General features: G+C 38.5%; 20 protein-coding genes and 1 riboswitch. Of the genes, 9 read left to right on the top strand and 11 right to left on the bottom strand.

Annotation, left to right across the window (positions count from 1 at the left end; translation table 11 throughout):
- Position 1: 1 nt before the first annotated feature.
- Together LKW28_RS13950 and LKW28_RS13945 are read right to left on the bottom strand one after the other, a co-directional pair.
- On the bottom strand, positions 2–163 hold the full coding sequence (locus LKW28_RS13950; protein ID WP_229140987.1) for a DUF1540 domain-containing protein: 162 nt from the start codon (positions 161–163) through the stop codon (positions 2–4).
- A gap of 90 nt (positions 164–253) precedes the next feature.
- Positions 254–1,183 carry a metal ABC transporter solute-binding protein, Zn/Mn family gene (locus LKW28_RS13945; RefSeq protein ID WP_229140986.1) on the bottom strand — a complete coding sequence of 310 codons (930 nt, stop codon included), beginning with the start codon at positions 1,181–1,183 and terminating at the stop codon, positions 254–256.
- A gap of 208 nt (positions 1,184–1,391) precedes the next feature.
- Here LKW28_RS13945 and LKW28_RS13940 point away from each other — a divergent pair, with 208 nt between their 5' ends.
- Complete coding sequence (locus tag LKW28_RS13940) at positions 1,392–1,952, top strand: beta-class carbonic anhydrase (RefSeq protein ID WP_229140985.1); 561 nt, start codon at positions 1,392–1,394, stop codon at positions 1,950–1,952.
- 37 nt (positions 1,953–1,989) lie between these two features.
- Here the strand turns inward: LKW28_RS13940 and yidD are convergent, their stop codons facing one another.
- Positions 1,990–2,229, bottom strand: coding sequence for a membrane protein insertion efficiency factor YidD (yidD, locus tag LKW28_RS13935; RefSeq protein ID WP_229140984.1), 240 nt, complete (start codon positions 2,227–2,229; stop codon positions 1,990–1,992).
- Between the two features lie 151 nt (positions 2,230–2,380).
- Here yidD and LKW28_RS13930 point away from each other — a divergent pair, with 151 nt between their 5' ends.
- A complete protein-coding gene (locus LKW28_RS13930) occupies positions 2,381–2,854 on the top strand; it encodes an S-ribosylhomocysteine lyase (protein ID WP_229140983.1) in 474 nt (157 codons plus the stop codon).
- Between the two features lie 66 nt (positions 2,855–2,920).
- On the opposite strand, the gene LKW28_RS13925 is transcribed toward LKW28_RS13930, so the two are convergent.
- Positions 2,921–4,384, bottom strand: coding sequence for an amidase family protein (locus LKW28_RS13925; protein ID WP_229140982.1), 1,464 nt, complete (start codon positions 4,382–4,384; stop codon positions 2,921–2,923).
- Positions 4,374–4,538 (bottom strand): YtzI protein, encoded by a 165-nt coding sequence (gene ytzI, locus LKW28_RS13920; protein WP_229140981.1) that lies wholly within the window; start codon positions 4,536–4,538, stop codon positions 4,374–4,376. Before ytzI ends, LKW28_RS13925 begins: the two co-directional genes overlap by 11 nt.
- A 165-nt stretch (positions 4,539–4,703) precedes the next feature.
- Between ytzI and LKW28_RS13915 the strand changes: the two genes are divergently transcribed.
- Both LKW28_RS13915 and ltaE read left to right on the top strand, forming a co-directional pair.
- The gene (locus tag LKW28_RS13915; protein WP_229140980.1) at positions 4,704–5,144 is read left to right on the top strand and encodes a Dps family protein; all 441 of its coding nucleotides are present in this window, start codon (positions 4,704–4,706) and stop codon (positions 5,142–5,144) included.
- A gap of 72 nt (positions 5,145–5,216) precedes the next feature.
- On the top strand, positions 5,217–6,233 hold the full coding sequence (gene ltaE, locus LKW28_RS13910; protein WP_229140979.1) for a low-specificity L-threonine aldolase: 1,017 nt from the start codon (positions 5,217–5,219) through the stop codon (positions 6,231–6,233).
- Between the two features lie 63 nt (positions 6,234–6,296).
- Here the strand turns inward: ltaE and LKW28_RS13905 are convergent, their stop codons facing one another.
- Complete coding sequence (locus LKW28_RS13905; RefSeq protein WP_229140978.1) at positions 6,297–6,557, bottom strand: DUF6154 family protein; 261 nt, start codon at positions 6,555–6,557, stop codon at positions 6,297–6,299.
- 179 nt (positions 6,558–6,736) lie between these two features.
- Between LKW28_RS13905 and LKW28_RS13900 the strand changes: the two genes are divergently transcribed.
- Together LKW28_RS13900 and ytkD are read left to right on the top strand one after the other, a co-directional pair.
- A complete protein-coding gene (locus tag LKW28_RS13900) occupies positions 6,737–7,075 on the top strand; it encodes a hydrolase (RefSeq protein ID WP_229140977.1) in 339 nt (112 codons plus the stop codon).
- A gap of 83 nt (positions 7,076–7,158) precedes the next feature.
- Positions 7,159–7,647: an RNA deprotection pyrophosphohydrolase gene (ytkD, locus tag LKW28_RS13895; protein ID WP_229140976.1), complete on the top strand. Its 489-nt coding sequence runs from the start codon at positions 7,159–7,161 to the stop codon at positions 7,645–7,647.
- Positions 7,648–7,665: 18 nt separating this feature from the next.
- Here ytkD and LKW28_RS13890 read toward each other — a convergent pair whose 3' ends face one another.
- From LKW28_RS13890 to LKW28_RS13880, 3 genes are read right to left on the bottom strand one after another with little or no spacing between them, the layout of a single operon-like run.
- Positions 7,666–8,475 carry an ABC transporter permease gene (locus tag LKW28_RS13890; protein ID WP_229140975.1) on the bottom strand — a complete coding sequence of 270 codons (810 nt, stop codon included), beginning with the start codon at positions 8,473–8,475 and terminating at the stop codon, positions 7,666–7,668.
- On the bottom strand, positions 8,453–9,232 hold the full coding sequence (locus LKW28_RS13885; protein WP_229140974.1) for an ABC transporter ATP-binding protein: 780 nt from the start codon (positions 9,230–9,232) through the stop codon (positions 8,453–8,455). Before LKW28_RS13885 ends, LKW28_RS13890 begins: the two co-directional genes overlap by 23 nt.
- A gap of 10 nt (positions 9,233–9,242) precedes the next feature.
- Positions 9,243–10,226: an ABC transporter substrate-binding protein gene (locus LKW28_RS13880; RefSeq protein ID WP_229140973.1), complete on the bottom strand. Its 984-nt coding sequence runs from the start codon at positions 10,224–10,226 to the stop codon at positions 9,243–9,245.
- A 162-nt stretch (positions 10,227–10,388) separates the two neighbouring features.
- On the opposite strand from LKW28_RS13880, the gene LKW28_RS13875 reads away from it, so the two are divergent.
- Positions 10,389–11,195, top strand: coding sequence for an alpha/beta hydrolase family protein (locus LKW28_RS13875; protein ID WP_229140972.1), 807 nt, complete (start codon positions 10,389–10,391; stop codon positions 11,193–11,195).
- A 27-nt stretch (positions 11,196–11,222) separates the two neighbouring features.
- Here the strand turns inward: LKW28_RS13875 and pckA are convergent, their stop codons facing one another.
- Entirely contained in the window at positions 11,223–12,812 is a 1,590-nt protein-coding gene (gene pckA, locus LKW28_RS13870; protein WP_229140971.1) for a phosphoenolpyruvate carboxykinase (ATP), read from the bottom strand.
- Positions 12,813–13,088: 276 nt separating this feature from the next.
- A riboswitch (SAM riboswitch) is annotated at positions 13,089–13,256 on the top strand.
- 252 nt (positions 13,257–13,508) lie between these two features.
- Here pckA and metK point away from each other — a divergent pair.
- On the top strand, positions 13,509–14,708 hold the full coding sequence (gene metK / locus LKW28_RS13865) for a methionine adenosyltransferase (RefSeq protein ID WP_229140970.1): 1,200 nt from the start codon (positions 13,509–13,511) through the stop codon (positions 14,706–14,708).
- A gap of 137 nt (positions 14,709–14,845) precedes the next feature.
- On the opposite strand, the gene LKW28_RS13860 is transcribed toward metK, so the two are convergent.
- Entirely contained in the window at positions 14,846–15,385 is a 540-nt protein-coding gene (locus LKW28_RS13860; RefSeq protein ID WP_229140969.1) for a gamma carbonic anhydrase family protein, read from the bottom strand.
- Between the two features lie 126 nt (positions 15,386–15,511).
- Here LKW28_RS13860 and LKW28_RS13855 point away from each other — a divergent pair, with 126 nt between their 5' ends.
- Complete coding sequence (locus LKW28_RS13855; RefSeq protein ID WP_229140968.1) at positions 15,512–16,576, top strand: tetraprenyl-beta-curcumene synthase family protein; 1,065 nt, start codon at positions 15,512–15,514, stop codon at positions 16,574–16,576.
- Positions 16,577–16,729 lie beyond the last annotated feature (153 nt).

The following is a 16,729-nucleotide window of genomic DNA, read 5'->3' as shown; positions in this document are numbered from 1 at the left end:
TTTAAATTCCGCCTTCTTGGACGAAGGTTTTACAATCTGTTTCTGTTTGTTCAGATGCCGTTTTACCTGTATGACTAACGACATAGATGGATTCAGCGCTACATTTATTACCTTTTGCCCAGTAATGACAATTATTTACTTCACATAACACATCTTGAGCCATGTACTACACCTCTTTTTTAGTATTTGGTCTAGCATCCTTATTTTCTCCAAGGCAGAGGTGTAGATTCAAGCAAGATATCCCATGTATGCCTTAATTTAGTGCCTTTTTTAATGTATCTAAATTTTGCCTCATTAAGCTAAAATAATCTTCATTGTTTTCGATTTCTTGTTCAGTTACAGCTTCTAAATTATGAAGGGTTAATTTTTTTGTCCCGGTCTCTTTTTGTACTGTTTCCGCTATTTTTGATGTTATATTTTGTTCAAACAGAATATATTTAAGATTGTGTTGCTTTACCTCTTCAATCATATTTTTGAGTTCCTTTTGGGAGGGCTCATTCGTCGGGGAATACCCAGTGATACTTATTTGGTTGATTCCGTAACGTGCTTCCCAATAGCCATACGCGGAATGGGCTACTAAAATTTCTTTTTGTTTCTTAGTGTTAGCAACTTCCGTGAATTCTGTATTTAATGCTTCCAATTGCTCCTTTAATTCAAGAAAATTTGCTTCGTACAGGTCCTTTCCTGAAGGATTAAGTTCTATTAAGGCATTTTTTATGTTCTCAGCAATTTGAATCGAAAAAATAGGATCCAGCCAAATATGCGGGTCGATATCACCATGATGATGATCACCATCTTCATGGTGATCATCTTCCATGTGTAAAAAATCTACTCCAGCACCTGCTTCAATTAATGACACCTTTTCGTTACTAAGGGTTTTTAGGGCTGCTGTAACAAAGCCTTCTACTCCAACTCCTGTATAAATAAAGGCATCAGCACTCGCGATATCCGTCATGTCTCTTGGAGTCGGCTCAAATGAATGAGCATCTGATCCCGGCGGGTATACACTTTTCACTGAAACATCTTCGCCGCCAATTTTTTGTACGAAGTCTGTTAAAGGGAATACTGTTGTATAAATTGAAAGTTTCCCTTCCTCATTAACTGAATTATTTTGATCTGCTCCACAAGCTGAAAGTATGCTAATTAAAAAAAGGAGCACTAAATATCCTCTTGTTTTTTTCATGTATTGTCTCCTTTCAAGTACCAAAAAAGCGTCTGTTTGAAATCCATTCATATTATATCGTAATTATTCCGATTTGAGAACAAAAAACTTTTCTAACATTTTTAGTATCTCAGCCTACATAGAAATTAGTTGAACAATTAGATAAAAAGTTATTAATCTAGACCAGTTTTTGATAAAATATAATGAAATAAAGGAAAAAGGTGATTTAATGGCTCTCTTGGATAATATCTTGGATTTCAACAAAGAGTTTGTCGAAACAAAGGAATATGAAAAATATCATACAACAAAGCTTCCTAATAAAAGAATGGTAATCGTGACATGTATGGATACTCGACTCATCGAGTTGTTACCAAAAGCAATGAATATGAAAAATGGAGATGTGAAAATTTTAAAAGTTGCAGGCGCAATTGTTTCACACCCGTTTGGTAGCGTCATGAGAAGCATTTTAGTAGCAGTTTACGATTTAAATGCGGATGAGGTTTGCATCGTTGGTCATCATGATTGTGGGATGAGTGCACTTGATGCTGAATCGATTATACATAAGATAAAAGATCGGGGTGTGGCACAAGGGAAAATTGATACAATTAAATATTCAGGAATTAATCTTGAAGAGTGGTTTCAAGGTTTTAGAAGCGTAGAGGATAGTGTCCGTCACAGCGTTGAAATGGTTGAAAATCATCCGCTTCTTCCAGAGGGAGTGCCTGTTCACGGACTTATTATGAACCCTGAAACAGGTAAACTGGATGTAGTTATTAATGGATATAAATAAATGGATGCATTTGCAACAATGAAAAGGAAGGCTGGCATCAATGATGATGCTTACCTTCCTTTTTTTCCGGTACAAAATCTATCCCGCCCGGATGGAGGGGATGGCATTTTAACAATCGTTTAATGGTTAACCAGCCGCCTTTAATGGCACCGAAGCGTTTAATTGCTTCCAACCCATATTGCGAGCAAGTCGGGTAAAAGCGACAGGATGGCGGTTTTATCGGTGATATAAATTTTTGATAAAAACGAATAATTCCTATAAATAACGCTTGAAGCAATTTTTTCTACTTCCCTTACATGGTTTAGGTACTTATACTATACAATAGGATGTGGAAAAAAGCATCTTTGAGCGTTAATTCAAATTAAATAGATGAAAAAAATCGGAATTAGCGTTATGATAGATATAGAAAAGGTTAGGGAGTGAAGAGAATGCCATCAGTAGAAAGCTTTGAATTAGATCATAATGCGGTTAAAGCTCCATATGTAAGACATTGTGGTGTCCATAAGGTTGGGACAGATGGGGTTGTAAATAAATTTGATATTCGTTTTTGTCAGCCAAATAAACAGGCGATGAAGCCGGATGTTATTCATACACTTGAACATTTATTGGCTTTTAATCTGCGTGAGCATTGTGAGAAATATGACCATTTTGATATTATTGATATTTCTCCAATGGGATGCCAAACAGGCTATTATTTAGTAGTAAGCGGGGAGCCTACTGTTTCTGAAATCATTGATTTACTTGAAGCAACCATGCAAAGTGCAGTAGAAATTACGGAAATTCCAGCAGCAAATGAAACTCAATGCGGGCAAGCAAAGCTTCATGACTTAGATGGTGCAAAACGCCTCATGCGTTTCTGGCTATCACAATCAAAAGAAGACCTTCATAAAGTTTTTGGGTAATTAGTAATGCGAAAGGCTTCTAGAGTAAGACTCTAAAAAAGAACCTCAGCCAAAAGGGCTGAGGTTTTATAGTTTGGGTGGGATTCGATACTTTGTTCCTTGCTCAAAGGAATAAGCTAATTTAATCAAAGAATTTTCGGAAAAAGCGGTTCCGGTAAATGTAATGCCGACTGGTTCGCCTTCCGGGGTGTAACCGGCAGGAACTGTAATCGATGGATAACCAGCTTTAGCCGGAATGGCTGATCCAAGGTAATTTGGAAACACAATTGCATCTAATTGGTATTCTTTTAAAACATAATCAATTCCGTTTTCCGTTGAGTGATACTGATCATTTTCAAGTGCATCTAGATACGTTTTTTCCGTCAAAGTTCCACTCGTTTTTTCTGCTTCTTCTAATATGATTTGGCCGTATTTTAGCATTTTTTCTTCATTCTCTTTATTAAATAAGATAAGATCCTCTAAATTTCGTACTTTCACTGCCGGGTCCAATTTACGTAAATATGCGTTTAAGTCTACTTTAAATTCGTAAGTTAGGACATCATAGCTCCACTTATTTTTGGAAGAAGGGATTTTTACATCTTCTACAACGATTGCCCCAAGATCCGCAAGCTTTTTAACCGCTTCATCCATTACCGCAAGTTTTCCTTCACTAAGGTAGTCAAAATAAACTTCTCTTGCAATCCCAATCCGTGCGCCTTTTAATCCGTCCGCATCTAAATATTGTGTGAAATCGGTTGACGGCAAGGATCTGCTTGTATACGTGATAGAATCGCGCTCGTCTATTTCTGCTAGTGCTGATAACAGATAAGCAGCGTCCTTTACGGTACGAGCCATAGGACCAGCTGTATCCTGTGTATGAGCAATTGGAATGATGCCAGCCCGACTTATTAATCCAACTGTAGGCTTAATTCCAACAAGCGAATTTTGACTGGAAGGGCTCAGTATCGAGCCTGATGTTTCTGTACCGACTGCAACAACTGCAAAATTCGCAGCAATGGCAGCACCTGAACCAGCACTTGAGCCACCGACGTCAAATTTACCTGGTCCATAAGGATTTAATGTTTGGCCACCACGCGAGCTGTATCCGCTAGGCATTCCTTCCGTCATGAAATTTGCCCATTCTGTCATATTTGTTTTACCTAATATAATGGCGCCAGCTTCTCTTAAAAGATAAGCAACATATGAATCCTCAGGTGCATATGATTCTGCCAATGCAAGCGATCCGGCGGATGTGTGCATTTTATCATTTGTATCTAAATTATCTTTAAGTAACACAGGAATCCCATGGAGCGGGCCACGGGGACCGGTTTCCTTTCGTTCCGCATCCAGCATCATTGCGGTATGAAGGGCATCAGGATTGATCTCAATAACAGACTTTAATTCCGAGTCAAAGCTTGCAATTCTATGTAAATACATAAGTACCAATTGTTTGGCAGTTAGCTCATCTTTTTCATATTTTTCTTGGATGGAATCAATTGTAGCCTCAATTAACCAATCATTAGCTAAATTCTTAAGAATTTTATTTTCCATCTGACTTCTCCTTGTTTTCAGGATGATTTACATGTGGATTTTCTTCTAAGTCATCAACTGTATGTTTGTACTGATAGGCTTTTGATGTCGTAACAACAGCTAATAATATGACCACAATTACAATAATGATTGAAATAATTAATACTGTTAGCATAGCAACCCCCTCTTTTTCTCCTTCATTTTAACATGATACGAAGGTAGAAGGTATTGATATTCCTTTATAATGGCAAAAGAAAGAAATTTGCTGAAAAACAATTGAAAAAAGGATGTTTCACTGTGAGATAAAGGGGGTATGTTAACATTAAGGAGGAGATTTACCATGTCAACACAATTAAACGAACTCGTAAATAAGCAGGTTGCCAACTGGAGTGTACTTTACATTAAGCTACATAATTACCACTGGTATGTGAAAGGATCAAACTTTTTCACACTTCATGTAAAATTTGAGGAATTGTATAATGAGGCTGCTGTTCATATTGATGAATTAGCGGAACGCCTTCTTGCTATAAGCGGACAACCCGTCGCAACAATGAAGGATATACTTGATATGTCTTCCATTCAGGAAGCAAGCGGGAATGAAGATGCAGAAGAGATGGTATCAAACGTTTCAAATGACTTTTCAATTCTATCCGGAGAGTTAAAGGAAGGCATGAAGGTAGCCGCGGATGCGGATGATGAAACAACAGGCGATATGCTGCTTGCAATTCACCAATCACTTGAAAAACATATTTGGATGCTTCAATCCTTCCTGGGAAAATAAAGAGTTTTGTACCCTTCTTTCTTGTCGAAAGAGGGGTTTTGCTTTATTTTATAAGTAAGGAGAGTGAGAGATATGATCGATTTAAGAAGTGACACAGTGACAAAACCAACTGCAGAAATGAGAAAGGCTGCTTATGAAGCAGAGGTTGGGGATGATGTGTATCAAGAAGATCCAACAGTGAAGGAGCTTGAGCTAACTGCTGCCGATATGCTTGGGAAAGAAGCTGCCATGTTTGTGACAAGCGGAACGCAAGGTAATCAAATTGCAGTGCTAACTCATACAAGAATAGGAAATGAAATTATTGTTGAGAAGGACTCTCATATATTTAATTATGAAGGCGCAGCTATTTCTGCATTTGCAGGAGTTCAACCACGTACCATTAAAGGAAACAGAGGAGCTATGAATCCTGCTGAAGTAGAGGCAGCAATTCAAGGGGAGGATGTCCATAATCCTGAAACTGGCTTAATTTGTATTGAAAATACACATAACCGAGCGGGTGGGGCAGTTGTTCCACTTGATAATATGGCAGCCATTTATCGACTAGCATCTGCCAATCAGATACCTGTCCATTTAGATGGTGCACGTTTATTCAATGCTGCTGTGGCACTTGGGCGTCCGGTCAAGGATATTGCTCAGTTTACTGATTCTGTGCAATTTTGTTTGTCAAAAGGATTGGGTGCTCCAGTTGGCTCGATTATTGCTGGAAGCGAGGAGTTTATTCAACAAGCTAGAAAATGGAGAAAGCGACTAGGTGGTGGATTAAGACAGGTTGGAATTATTGCCGCACCAGGACTTGTGGCGTTAAGGACAATGGTTGACCGTCTTGCAATCGATCACGAGAATGCACAGTTTTTGGCGGAAGGCCTGAGAAATATTAGTGGAATACATGTTGTTAATCAGGTTGATACCAATATTATTTTGGTGAATGTAAGTGAGCGAGGATTAACCTCTAGTCAGTACGCAGCATTATTAAAGGAACATGGAGTACTAGTCTCAACATTTGGACCTAAGCTTGTAAGGTTTACAACGCATTATGATGTGAATCGGAAGTCAATTGAGGACGCATTACGGATTGTCAGTAAACTATAAATAGAATTTTTTAAAAGGATTGTCCGTAAGTGGACAATCCTTTTTTAGCAATAATATTGATAGTTAATGTATATCCCTTAGTTCATCTACCGTCATCATTTTTGATCGACCGATTCCATCCCGGGCCATCTTTGCTTTTAAGTTTTCAATCATGTAAAAACCGACTAAATTACGCAATTCTTGGTCAGTTAAATCAGCTAATAGGTCAATCAGATCCTCACGTTCAAATTGTTCCAGTACGGAGAAAGCAATTATGTCCGCATCTTCTTCATCACCTGTTAATTTATTTCGATACATTTCATAGATTTCATCAATTATTTTCATAAAAGTTTCCCCTTTATCTGCATTTTTCACAGGTTATCTTGGAAATTAGTATATGGGGTAATGGATCAAAAGATACTAATGGTTTGAAAAAGACAAACAATCCGTTTTCGAGTCGTGCATATTTTTTGCACTTGAGGAAAAAGCTAAACTTACTGCAACCACATCGTTAGGAGTGAAACATGTTGGAACATCAGCCTAGGAAAACCTTTTATGTCTCTGTTGGAAGTGGCGAAATTTCTCAAGTAAAGTCCGGATCAACTTGGGAGTACAAAATTGAAGCAACTGACGAAGAGGTTCGTCAATTACGAAATCTATTTGATGCAAACTACTCGAACGAAGTTGAAAATTTCTTACGTGCACATGTACCTTTTGTTGAATACCATTATGATTCATCCAATGACAAATATGACACGAATATGCTGAAGATTTATCAAATAATCAATCAACTGGGAGATCAGGAAGCTAAGGATTTCATCCAATCAGAAGGAATACTTGATGTTTTACGTACTATTGATTAAGCCACTTCTTCGTGAAGCGGCTTATTTTTATGTTATTATGTTATGATTATAACAAATTAAATTAGTAATGGAGATAAGACAAAATGATCGTTTTTCATGATATGTATCATAATGAAGTGAATTTAGCGTTTACTCCGGCTCCTTTTTCTACTGCCCCAAAACATGTTTGGGTCATCTGTCGGTACGAGGACCAATGGCTGTTAACCAATCATTCTGAACGTGGGCTTGAATTTCCAGGCGGTAAGGTAGAAGAAGGTGAAACACCGCAAGCTGCTGCTATTCGAGAGGTAATGGAGGAGACGGGTGCAGAGGTTTCAGCACTTGAATATATTGGGCAATATAAGGTCATAGGCAAAGGGAAAACCATTATTAAAAATATTTATTTTGCAGAAATTGAACGGTTACTTGAAAAAAAGGATTATTTTGAAACAAAAGGTCCCGTTCTGCTTAAGGAAATCCCTTTGAATACGGTTAAGAATGATCGTCAATACAGCTTTATTATGAAGGATGATGTGTTAACCCATACCATTGACTATGTAGTTAAATACATAAAAACAAAAAAAGCTCTCTAGCCATTTAGAAGAGCTTTTTTATTTTGAGTCCTTAATTAGCTTTCTCTCAAGGAATTCGACGCCTTGGTACATGAGTGTCGCACATATAGCGATTAATAATAAGCTAAGGAAAATTAATGTGAAATTAAACACTTGGAATCCATAGATAATCAAATACCCTAAGCCTTGTTTTGAAACAAGAAATTCACCAACGATGACCCCAACCCAAGATAATCCGACATTTACTTTTAAAGTGGAAATAAATGCTGGGAAGGAGGAGGGCAGAATGACAATGCGGAAAATTTGTTTCCGATTCGCTCCAAACGTCAACAAGACTTTAATATAGTTGTAATCTACTTCTTTAAACGAGGTGTATACGACAATCGTAGTGATAATGATGGAGATAATTGCTCCCATCGCAATGATTGAAATATATCCAGTTCCTAAAGCGACAATTAAGATTGGGCCTAATGCAACCTTTGGCATCGCATTTAGTACGACTAAATACGGATCCAGGATATTTGAAAGACGTTCTGACCACCACAATAACGCCGCAATTAATGCCCCTAAGACAGTTCCTAAAATAAAGCCAAGGACCGTTTCAAACAATGTAACCGCAAGATTATTAAACAGTGTCCCATCATTGATTTTATCTAAAAATAGAGTCCAAATTTTTGATGGGCGGCTAAAGATTAACGGGTCAATCCAATGAGAACGACTTGCGATTTCCCATAATCCGAAAAAGATGATAAAAATCAGAATTTGGTAAAAACGAACCAGTTTTTTCTCTTTTTTAATCGACAGTAAGTAACCCCTGTGCAGGTCATTAATGTTCAAATTTTGTTTCAAGTCTATCTAACTCCTCCCATATTTGCTGAAATATGTTCGAATACTCTGGGTGCTGTCTTGCATCAAAAGGAGCTTCATTCCGCAAGTTTTCTGGGATATCGAATATTTTTGCAACTTTTCCCGGGCTTTTCGAGAGGAGATAAATTCGGTCACTCATGGCAATCGCCTCGCCGATATCATGTGTAACAAGGATGGCTGTTTTGCGATATTCTTTTAGTGTATCTGAAACGAGATCTTCTAATTTCAGCTTTGTTTGAAAGTCTAATGCGGAGAACGGTTCATCCAGCAGGAGAATTTTCGGGTTTGTAGCAAGTGTTCGGACCAAGGCTGCTCTTTGTCTCATCCCACCGGAAAGCTGTTTTGGATACGCCTTTTCTACCCCTTTTAACCCGATTTCTTCAAGTAAGGACAATGTGTTCTTTCTTGTTTGGTTGGTTTCTTGATTCATAATTTGCAACCCGACAAAAATATTTTCCTCGATTGTCTTCCACGGAAACAAATAGTCCTGCTGCAGCATATAACCGATATCAGACCTTGCTTTTTCAATCGTTTTACCTTCTATCACTACCTCACCATATGTCGGCTTTAATAATCCAGCAATGATAGAGAGTAAAGTTGTTTTACCACACCCACTAGGGCCGAGGAGGGAGATGAACTCCCCTTCCTCAATTGTGAGTGAAATGTCTTCGAGCGCAGTCGTTGTAGTATCCTTTGTAAAATATACATGGTGTATATCTTTTACTGACAAAAAGCTCATAGTAACACTCCTATTTTGAAACTTTTTCTGCAATACTTGTGTTCACAAGTGTGTTGTAATCAATTCTCTTCGGTAATTCACCAGCTTCATCCATAATGTCCTGCAAGTTATTCCAAGCTTCCTCGGATAAAACAGGATTTGTTGCGTATGAGCCTTGGTTCTTGTAGCGTTCAATCGAGGATATGATTAAATCAAGCGGTGTATCTGGGAAGAACTCTTGCACTGACTTTGCAATTTCGTCTGGGCTATGTGAATCTACCCATGCCTGCGCTTTATAAACGGCTCGTGTGAATTTTTCAACCGCATCACCATTGTCATCAATAAAGCTTTGCTTTGTCATGAACGTAGTATATGGTACCTTGCCAGATTCTTCACCGAAAGAAGCGACAATATAGCCACGGCCCTCTTTTTCAAATAGACTGGCAGTTGGTTCAAATAATTGTACAAACTCTCCAGTACCTGAAGCAAAGGCACTTGAAATATTGGCAAAGTCGATATTTTGAATCAAATTTAAATCACCATGTGGATCAATATTGTTCTGTTTTAATACAAATTCTCCAACCATCTGAGGCATTCCGCCTTTACGTTGGCCGAGGAATGTACTATCTTTAACTTGATCCCAGCTAAAGTTTTCAATATTTTCTCTTGCGACTAAAAATGTTCCGTCCGTTTGAGTAAGAGCTGCGAAGTTAATAACAGGGTCTGTTGAGCCTTGTGCTTCCACATAAATGGATGTTTCGGAACCCACTAAGGCAACATCAGCACCACCGGAAATCAACGCAGTCATGGTTTTATCTCCACCTGGCACGGTTGTTAATTCAATTTCTAAGCCCTCTTCTTCAAAAAATCCTTCTGTTATCGCGACATACTGAGGTGCGTAAAACACGGAGCGTGTTACCTCGGCAATTCGGATTTTTTGAACCTGGTCATTATTACAAGCGGCTAATGGAATAATAAGCAGTAATGCAAAAAGGCTGGCAAGCAAACGACGCATATTTTCATTCCTCCTTGACAGATAATCTGTCTGCATTAGTCATTTCTAAGATAGACTATGAAACGTGACAAAAATGTGTGAATGCCTATTTTTCCTTTTTATCAGTAGAGTTTTTAAAAAAGTTTTTCGAACATAATGTTGTAGAAAGGATGAAAAAAACAAGTGGATGGCACAATTATCGAAAAGCAAAGGTTTCCATCTCCTAATCCAGCAATCAATCTTTATTTAATTACATATTGGAGTAAAGGATTAAAAATTAAAGGGTATCTTGCGGAGCCAAAGGAAGACGGAGTGTATGATGGATTTTTATATTTACGCGGTGGAATTAAAAATGTAGGTAAGGTTCGAATTGGTCGGATTATTCAATTCGCCTCTGAAGGCTTTGTCGTGATGGCCCCGTTTTATCGGGGAAATCAAGGAGGAGAGGGGAACGAGGATTTTGCTGGTCATGACAGATATGATGCGTTCTCTGCGGTTAAAGTGTTAGAGGAACATGAAAAAGTAAATCCAACTCGTATTCACGTTTTTGGTTTCTCACGAGGTGGAGTAATGGCGCTTCTTACAGCGATTTATCAGCCTCAGGTTTGTTCGGTTGTCACTTGGGGCGGAGTAAGTGATATCAGCTTAACCTATGTGGAACGCAATGATATGCGAAGAATGATGAAGAGGGTCATTGGAGGGACGCCTGCTAAATATCCGGAACGATACAAATGGAGAACGCCTTTGTATGAAATCGAGGAGCTAGAAGCAGCATTACTCATTATTCATGGAGAAAGAGATGAGAATGTATCGGTTGAACATGCTTATCGGCTTGAAAAACGAGTAAGAGAAGTAGGAAAAGAAGTAGAAAGCTGGTATTTTCCACACTACACCCATTACTTCCCGCCACATGAAAATCGTGAAACAGTGAGACGGTTAACTGAATGGATGAAATCAAGGGAACCAAAAACAAAAAGGCTCGAGGGATGATACCTCGAGCACTTACAAATATCTGCTTTAGATTTTAGGACCGCCTAGTAACTCAATTTCCTTTGGAACATTAGAAAACTTTTTGAAGTTTTCTTTGAATTTTACAGCTAATTCTTTCGCTTTTACATAGTAGGTACTTTGGTCTGCCCAAGTTTTTGCTGGCTGAAGCACATCATCAGGCACACCTGGAATGTGAATCGGAATTTCTAAACCAAAAATATCATTTTTCACCGTTTCTGCATGAGTGAGTTCACCTTCTAAAGCGGCTTGAACCATTGCCCTTGTGTATGACAGTTTCATACGGCTCCCTACCCCATACTCTCCACCAGTCCATCCAGTATTCACTAAAAATACTTGAACATTTTGTTCGTCAATCTTTCTTCCTAACATTTCTGCATACTCAGTTGCAGCTAGTGGAAGGAAAGGAGATCCAAAGCAAGTTGAAAATGTTGCTTCTGGTGCTGTAATTCCGCGCTCTGTTCCGGCAAGCTTACTTGTGTATCCACTTAAAAAATGATACATTGCTTGTTCTTTCGTAAGCTTACTAATTGGAGGCAACACACCGAAAGCGTCTGCTGTTAGGAATACTATTGTATTGGGATGGCCAGCAATACTAGGCACAATAATATTATCGATATTATCAATTTGGTAGGCAGCTCTGGTATTTTCAGTTAATGAATTGTCATCATAATCTGCAGTTCTTGATACTTCATCTACAATCACATTTTCTAAAACAGAACCAAAGCGAATGGCATCAAAAATTTGTGGTTCTTTCTCCCGTGTTAGATTGATGGTTTTGGCATAGCAGCCGCCTTCAATATTAAACACGCCAGAGCTAGACCAGCCGTGCTCATCATCTCCAATAAGACGGCGTTTTGGATCTGCGGAAAGAGTTGTTTTTCCTGTTCCAGATAGTCCAAAGAATAGTGCAACATCGCCTTCTTGGCCAACATTAGAGGAGCAGTGCATGGACAGAATATTTTGTTCAGGCAATACATAGTTCATGACTGAGAAAATTGATTTTTTTATTTCACCAGCATACTCAGTTCCTCCGATTAAAACAGTTCGTTTTTCAAAGGAAATAATAATGAAGGTTTCAGAGCGTGTTCCATCTATTTCAGGATCTGCTTTGAAATTCGGAGCACTAATGACTGTGAATTCAGGTTGATGTGTTTTTAGATCCTCTTCAGTTGGTCGAACAAACATCTGTTGGGAAAATAAATTATGCCATGCATACTCATTAATGACTTGGATTGGCATACGAACTTTTTTATCAGCACCTGCATATCCATTGAATACATAAATTTCTTCTTTTTCATTTAAGTATGAAAGGACCTTCTTGTAAAGGTTTTCAAATGCGGCTTCAGAAATGGGTTTGTTCACTTTACCCCAATCAATTCTATCCTTAGTAGATGCTTCTTCTACGATGTATTTGTCTTCAGGTGATCTTCCTGTATATTTCCCAGTTGTTGCACGTACAGCCCCAGTCGAAGTAAGAATTCCCTCTTGTCTAGCGAGTACTTTTTCAACTAAAATAGGAACAGATAGGTTATGAAGTGCATTTTTTCCATTCACTAATTCTAATAGCTGCTCATTTGAAACTTCAACTGAATTCATGTAAAACCATCCTTTATAATTTTTTATATTTTATAATCTGAAATTTACAATTAGTATAACACATTAATAAAAATAGTCTATACTATTTAACGAATTTTACGTTCCATATCTTGAAAAAGTGCGCACAGATTCTTAAATATTCCTTTATTATCGCTTTCATTATTGAAATTTGTCATTTTCGTGAAAAAGGTGTGACACACTTTGACCTCATTTTTTTTTGAAATTAGGTTGACACGAAAAGGATGAAACGATATGATATTTCATTGAACGGATACTCTCTTATCCCGAGCTGGCGGAGGGACAGGCCCAATGAAACCCGGCAACCATCACTTTTTTTTTACATATCAAGTGAGCTATTGAAACCTATACGTTAATGTAGGTCTCCCGTTGATAAAAGTGATAAGGTGCTAACCTGAGCAAGGGCATGACCTTGATCGATAAGAGTGAAAGGCGAGATAAATGTTATAACCTTTCCTCAAAATGCAGGGAAGGTTTTTTATTTCTTTAAAGAGAACCATTCATGGTTTCAAGCATGTTACTTAAAGCGTTTATATGTGTTAACCACAGATAACTAGTCAATAAGGATAGAAAATCGTGAAGGTAACAATACTAAGGGAATGAGTACCGTATCAATGAATATCAGAATTTGAGTATGATCGTTGGATTCTGATGTAGCTAAAAAAGGAGGAAGCGTTTGTGACAAGTAGACGCCGTTTATTTACTTCTGAGTCTGTTACGGAAGGACATCCAGATAAAATCTGTGACCAAATTTCAGATTCTATTTTAGATGCCATCTTAGCAAGTGATGCAAATGCACGCGTAGCGTGCGAAACTTCTGTTACAACAGGTCTTGTACTGGTTGCGGGAGAAATTACCACTTCTACATATGTAGATATCCCAAAGATTGTCCGTGAAACGATTAAAGGAATTGGTTATACTCGTGCTAAATACGGATTTGACTATGAAACATGTGCCGTATTAACATCCATTGATGAACAATCACCAGATATTGCGATGGGGGTTGACCAAGCGCTAGAAGCTCGTGAAGGCCAAATGACAGACGAGCAAATCGATGCAATTGGTGCAGGGGATCAGGGCTTAATGTTCGGGTATGCATGTAATGAAACAAATGAGTTAATGCCACTGCCTATTTCATTAGCACATAAACTGGCACGCCGATTAACAAAAGTTCGTAAAGATGAGATTCTTCCATACTTACGTCCAGATGGGAAAACACAAGTAACAGTAGAGTATGATGAGGATAATAATCCTGTTCGTATTGATACAATTGTTATTTCGACTCAACACCATCATGAAATTTCATTAGAACAAATTCAGCGAAATCTTAAGGAACACGTCATTAATCCAGTTGTTCCAAGTGAACTTATTGATGAAAATACAAAATACTTTATTAACCCAACCGGGCGTTTTGTAATTGGCGGTCCACAAGGGGATGCTGGTTTAACTGGCCGTAAGATCATTGTTGATACGTATGGTGGTTATGCACGCCATGGTGGTGGTGCATTCTCAGGGAAGGATCCAACTAAGGTTGACCGTTCTGCTGCATATGCTGCACGTTATGTTGCGAAAAACCTTGTAGCAGCTGGCTTAGCTGATAAATGTGAAGTACAGCTTGCGTACGCAATTGGTGTAGCGCAACCAGTTTCTATATCTGTTGACACTTTTGGTACTGGAACAGTATCTGAGGATGTTCTTGTAGAATTGGTTCGAAACAACTTTGATTTGCGTCCAGCTGGAATTATTAAGATGCTGGATCTTCGTCGCCCAATTTATAAGCAAACTGCTGCATATGGTCACTTTGGCAGAAACGATCTTGATTTGCCATGGGAACGTACAGATAAAGCAGAAGCACTTAAAGCTGAAGCTGCAAAATAAGACAGAAAAAGCTCGCCGATTAGGCGGGCTTTTTCTGTCTTATTTTGTTTTCGATGTCTAGCTCCAGCGCCTAGCCCCTCGAGGTCATAAGCAAATCCGTCAAGAAGGATAAAAGGCATCCTTCTCGCCTGCTTTTCTTATGCTTGTCGGGGCTGATCAAGGCGCTTGCGCTTTTCTTCTTTATAATGCTGCCCTTTTTCCACATATTCTCTTCGAATGCGAGCCATGTCTTGTTTATCTTCTTCAGTAAGTTCACGGATTATTTTAGCTGGTCGCCCAAACGCTAGTGTGTTGGGGGGAATCTTTTTACCCTGTGGAACAAGGCTACCAGCACCAATGAAAGCACCTTCGCCAATTTCAGCTCCATCCAGAATAATTGATCCCATTCCAATTAGGGCATTTTTACGAATAATCGAGCTATGTAAAATAACCTGATGGCCAATTGTGACATCATCTTCAATGATCAATGGATTGTTTGGACTTTGGTGCAAGGTTGAATTATCCTGGATGCTCACTCGTTTGCCAATGATTGTCGGTGCCACATCACCTCGAATTACGGTATTAAACCAAATATTTGTTTCCTCGCCAATTTTAACATCACCTGTAACAGTTGCATAGTCCGCAATAAATACAGAATCCGCAATTTCAGGATATTTCCCTTTGTATGGATAAATCATAATAGCTACATACATCCTTTCCTAATTATTTGATATTCGCAATAAATTCATTTAAGGTAAGTGTATCAACATTCACAAGTATCGTAAATCAACATATTCGATGTTTTTAAAGTAGAGGTGATATCTATGGTGCCTACACAACCCATTAGTCTAATGAAGAAAGTATATCGTGAGGTATTTCCGATTGTACATCGTGAATTAGCAGTTTGGAAACGGAAAGCGGAGGAGATCCCGAACGAAGAGCTTCGAAAGCAGGCGTTAGCAAGTATTCAGTCAAAAGCGTTTCACTGTGAGGGTGGATCTATACTTGCCTTATTGTCGGAAGGAAAAATGGAAGAGTGTATCCGTTTTATCGTTGCTTATCAAACAATTAGTGACTATCTAGATAATCTATGTGATCGCAGTACCTCATTAGATCCTGACGATTTTCGCTCTCTGCATGGTTCCATGCCAGATGCATTACAACCGGGTCAGCCAACTAAAAATTATTATCAATTTCGTGAAGAGCAGAATGATGGCGGCTACTTAGAAAGTCTTGTCAAAACCTGTCAGGGTGTTCTTGAAAACATCAATCATTATGATAAAATAGCTGATTATTTACAGGAGTTAGCAAGTTATTATTGTGATCTGCAAATACATAAGCATGTCAAAGTAGAAGAACGTGTCCCAAGGCTTGAAAATTGGTTTAAAAGCCATCAAGATCGTCTGCCAAGAATGGAATGGTATGAATTCTCAGCCTGTTCAGGCTCAACATTAGGCATTTTTTGTTTAGTTGCCTATGCGTTTCATGAAGAATTTAAAGAAGAAATTGCAGCTAAAGTTCGAAATGGGTATTTTCCATACATTCAAGGTCTCCACATCCTGCTTGATTATTTCATCGATCAAGAAGAGGATCGTCAAGGCGGGGACTTGAATTTCTGTTTTTACTATCCCCATGAAAATGAACTTGTGGATCGGCTTAAGCATTTTATTCTCGAAGCTGATAAACATACAGCAGGTCTGCCAAATGAGAAATTCCATCGAATGATTAACCGTGGCTTATTAGGCCTCTATTTATCAGATGAAAAGGTCCGCACACAGCGAAGTGTCTTAAAAATTGCTAAGAAAATGATTAAATTAGGCGGGAAGACATCCTTTTTCTTTTATGTAAACGGACGAGCGTACCGTAAATTTCAACATGTATTTGGATAGGAAAAAGATAGAGCAATGGTGATGCTCTATCTTTATTTTATGGATAACCTTTGAATTATCCTTCCAGACTGACTTGAAAACGCTTGTCAGAAAAGGCGCGCTGCCGAGCGAAGACGCAAATAGAAGTTGCCTTCATGAGCGGACAAGGGAGGC

Source organism: Bacillus sp. REN16 (genome assembly GCF_020731355.1).
GTDB lineage: Bacteria > Bacillota > Bacilli > Bacillales > Bacillaceae_L > Ferdinandcohnia.
Note: the sequence above shows the minus strand (reverse complement) of the source record. Positions and strands in the feature narration are given on the sequence as shown.

Excerpts from the sequence above, each read along its gene's own strand:
- LKW28_RS13925 (WP_229140982.1), bottom strand. The coding sequence starts at position 4,384 with ATGGAAAATAAAATTCTTAAGAATTTAGCTAATGATTGGTTAATTGAG.
- LKW28_RS13880 (WP_229140973.1), bottom strand. The coding sequence starts at position 10,226 with ATGCGTCGTTTGCTTGCCAGCCTTTTTGCATTACTGCTTATTATTCCA.
- ytkD (WP_229140976.1), top strand. The coding sequence starts at position 7,159 with ATGATCGTTTTTCATGATATGTATCATAATGAAGTGAATTTAGCGTTT.
- ytzI (WP_229140981.1), bottom strand. The coding sequence starts at position 4,538 with ATGCTAACAGTATTAATTATTTCAATCATTATTGTAATTGTGGTCATA.
- pckA (WP_229140971.1), bottom strand. The coding sequence starts at position 12,812 with ATGAATTCAGTTGAAGTTTCAAATGAGCAGCTATTAGAATTAGTGAAT.
- LKW28_RS13905 (WP_229140978.1), bottom strand. The coding sequence starts at position 6,557 with ATGAAAATAATTGATGAAATCTATGAAATGTATCGAAATAAATTAACA.
- LKW28_RS13940 (WP_229140985.1), top strand. The coding sequence starts at position 1,392 with ATGGCTCTCTTGGATAATATCTTGGATTTCAACAAAGAGTTTGTCGAA.
- LKW28_RS13855 (WP_229140968.1), top strand. The coding sequence starts at position 15,512 with ATGGTGCCTACACAACCCATTAGTCTAATGAAGAAAGTATATCGTGAG.
- LKW28_RS13945 (WP_229140986.1), bottom strand. The coding sequence starts at position 1,183 with ATGAAAAAAACAAGAGGATATTTAGTGCTCCTTTTTTTAATTAGCATA.
- LKW28_RS13915 (WP_229140980.1), top strand. The coding sequence starts at position 4,704 with ATGTCAACACAATTAAACGAACTCGTAAATAAGCAGGTTGCCAACTGG.
- LKW28_RS13885 (WP_229140974.1), bottom strand. The coding sequence starts at position 9,232 with ATGAGCTTTTTGTCAGTAAAAGATATACACCATGTATATTTTACAAAG.
- LKW28_RS13930 (WP_229140983.1), top strand. The coding sequence starts at position 2,381 with ATGCCATCAGTAGAAAGCTTTGAATTAGATCATAATGCGGTTAAAGCT.
- LKW28_RS13860 (WP_229140969.1), bottom strand. The coding sequence starts at position 15,385 with ATGATTTATCCATACAAAGGGAAATATCCTGAAATTGCGGATTCTGTA.
- ltaE (WP_229140979.1), top strand. The coding sequence starts at position 5,217 with ATGATCGATTTAAGAAGTGACACAGTGACAAAACCAACTGCAGAAATG.
- LKW28_RS13950 (WP_229140987.1), bottom strand. The coding sequence starts at position 163 with ATGGCTCAAGATGTGTTATGTGAAGTAAATAATTGTCATTACTGGGCA.
- LKW28_RS13900 (WP_229140977.1), top strand. The coding sequence starts at position 6,737 with ATGTTGGAACATCAGCCTAGGAAAACCTTTTATGTCTCTGTTGGAAGT.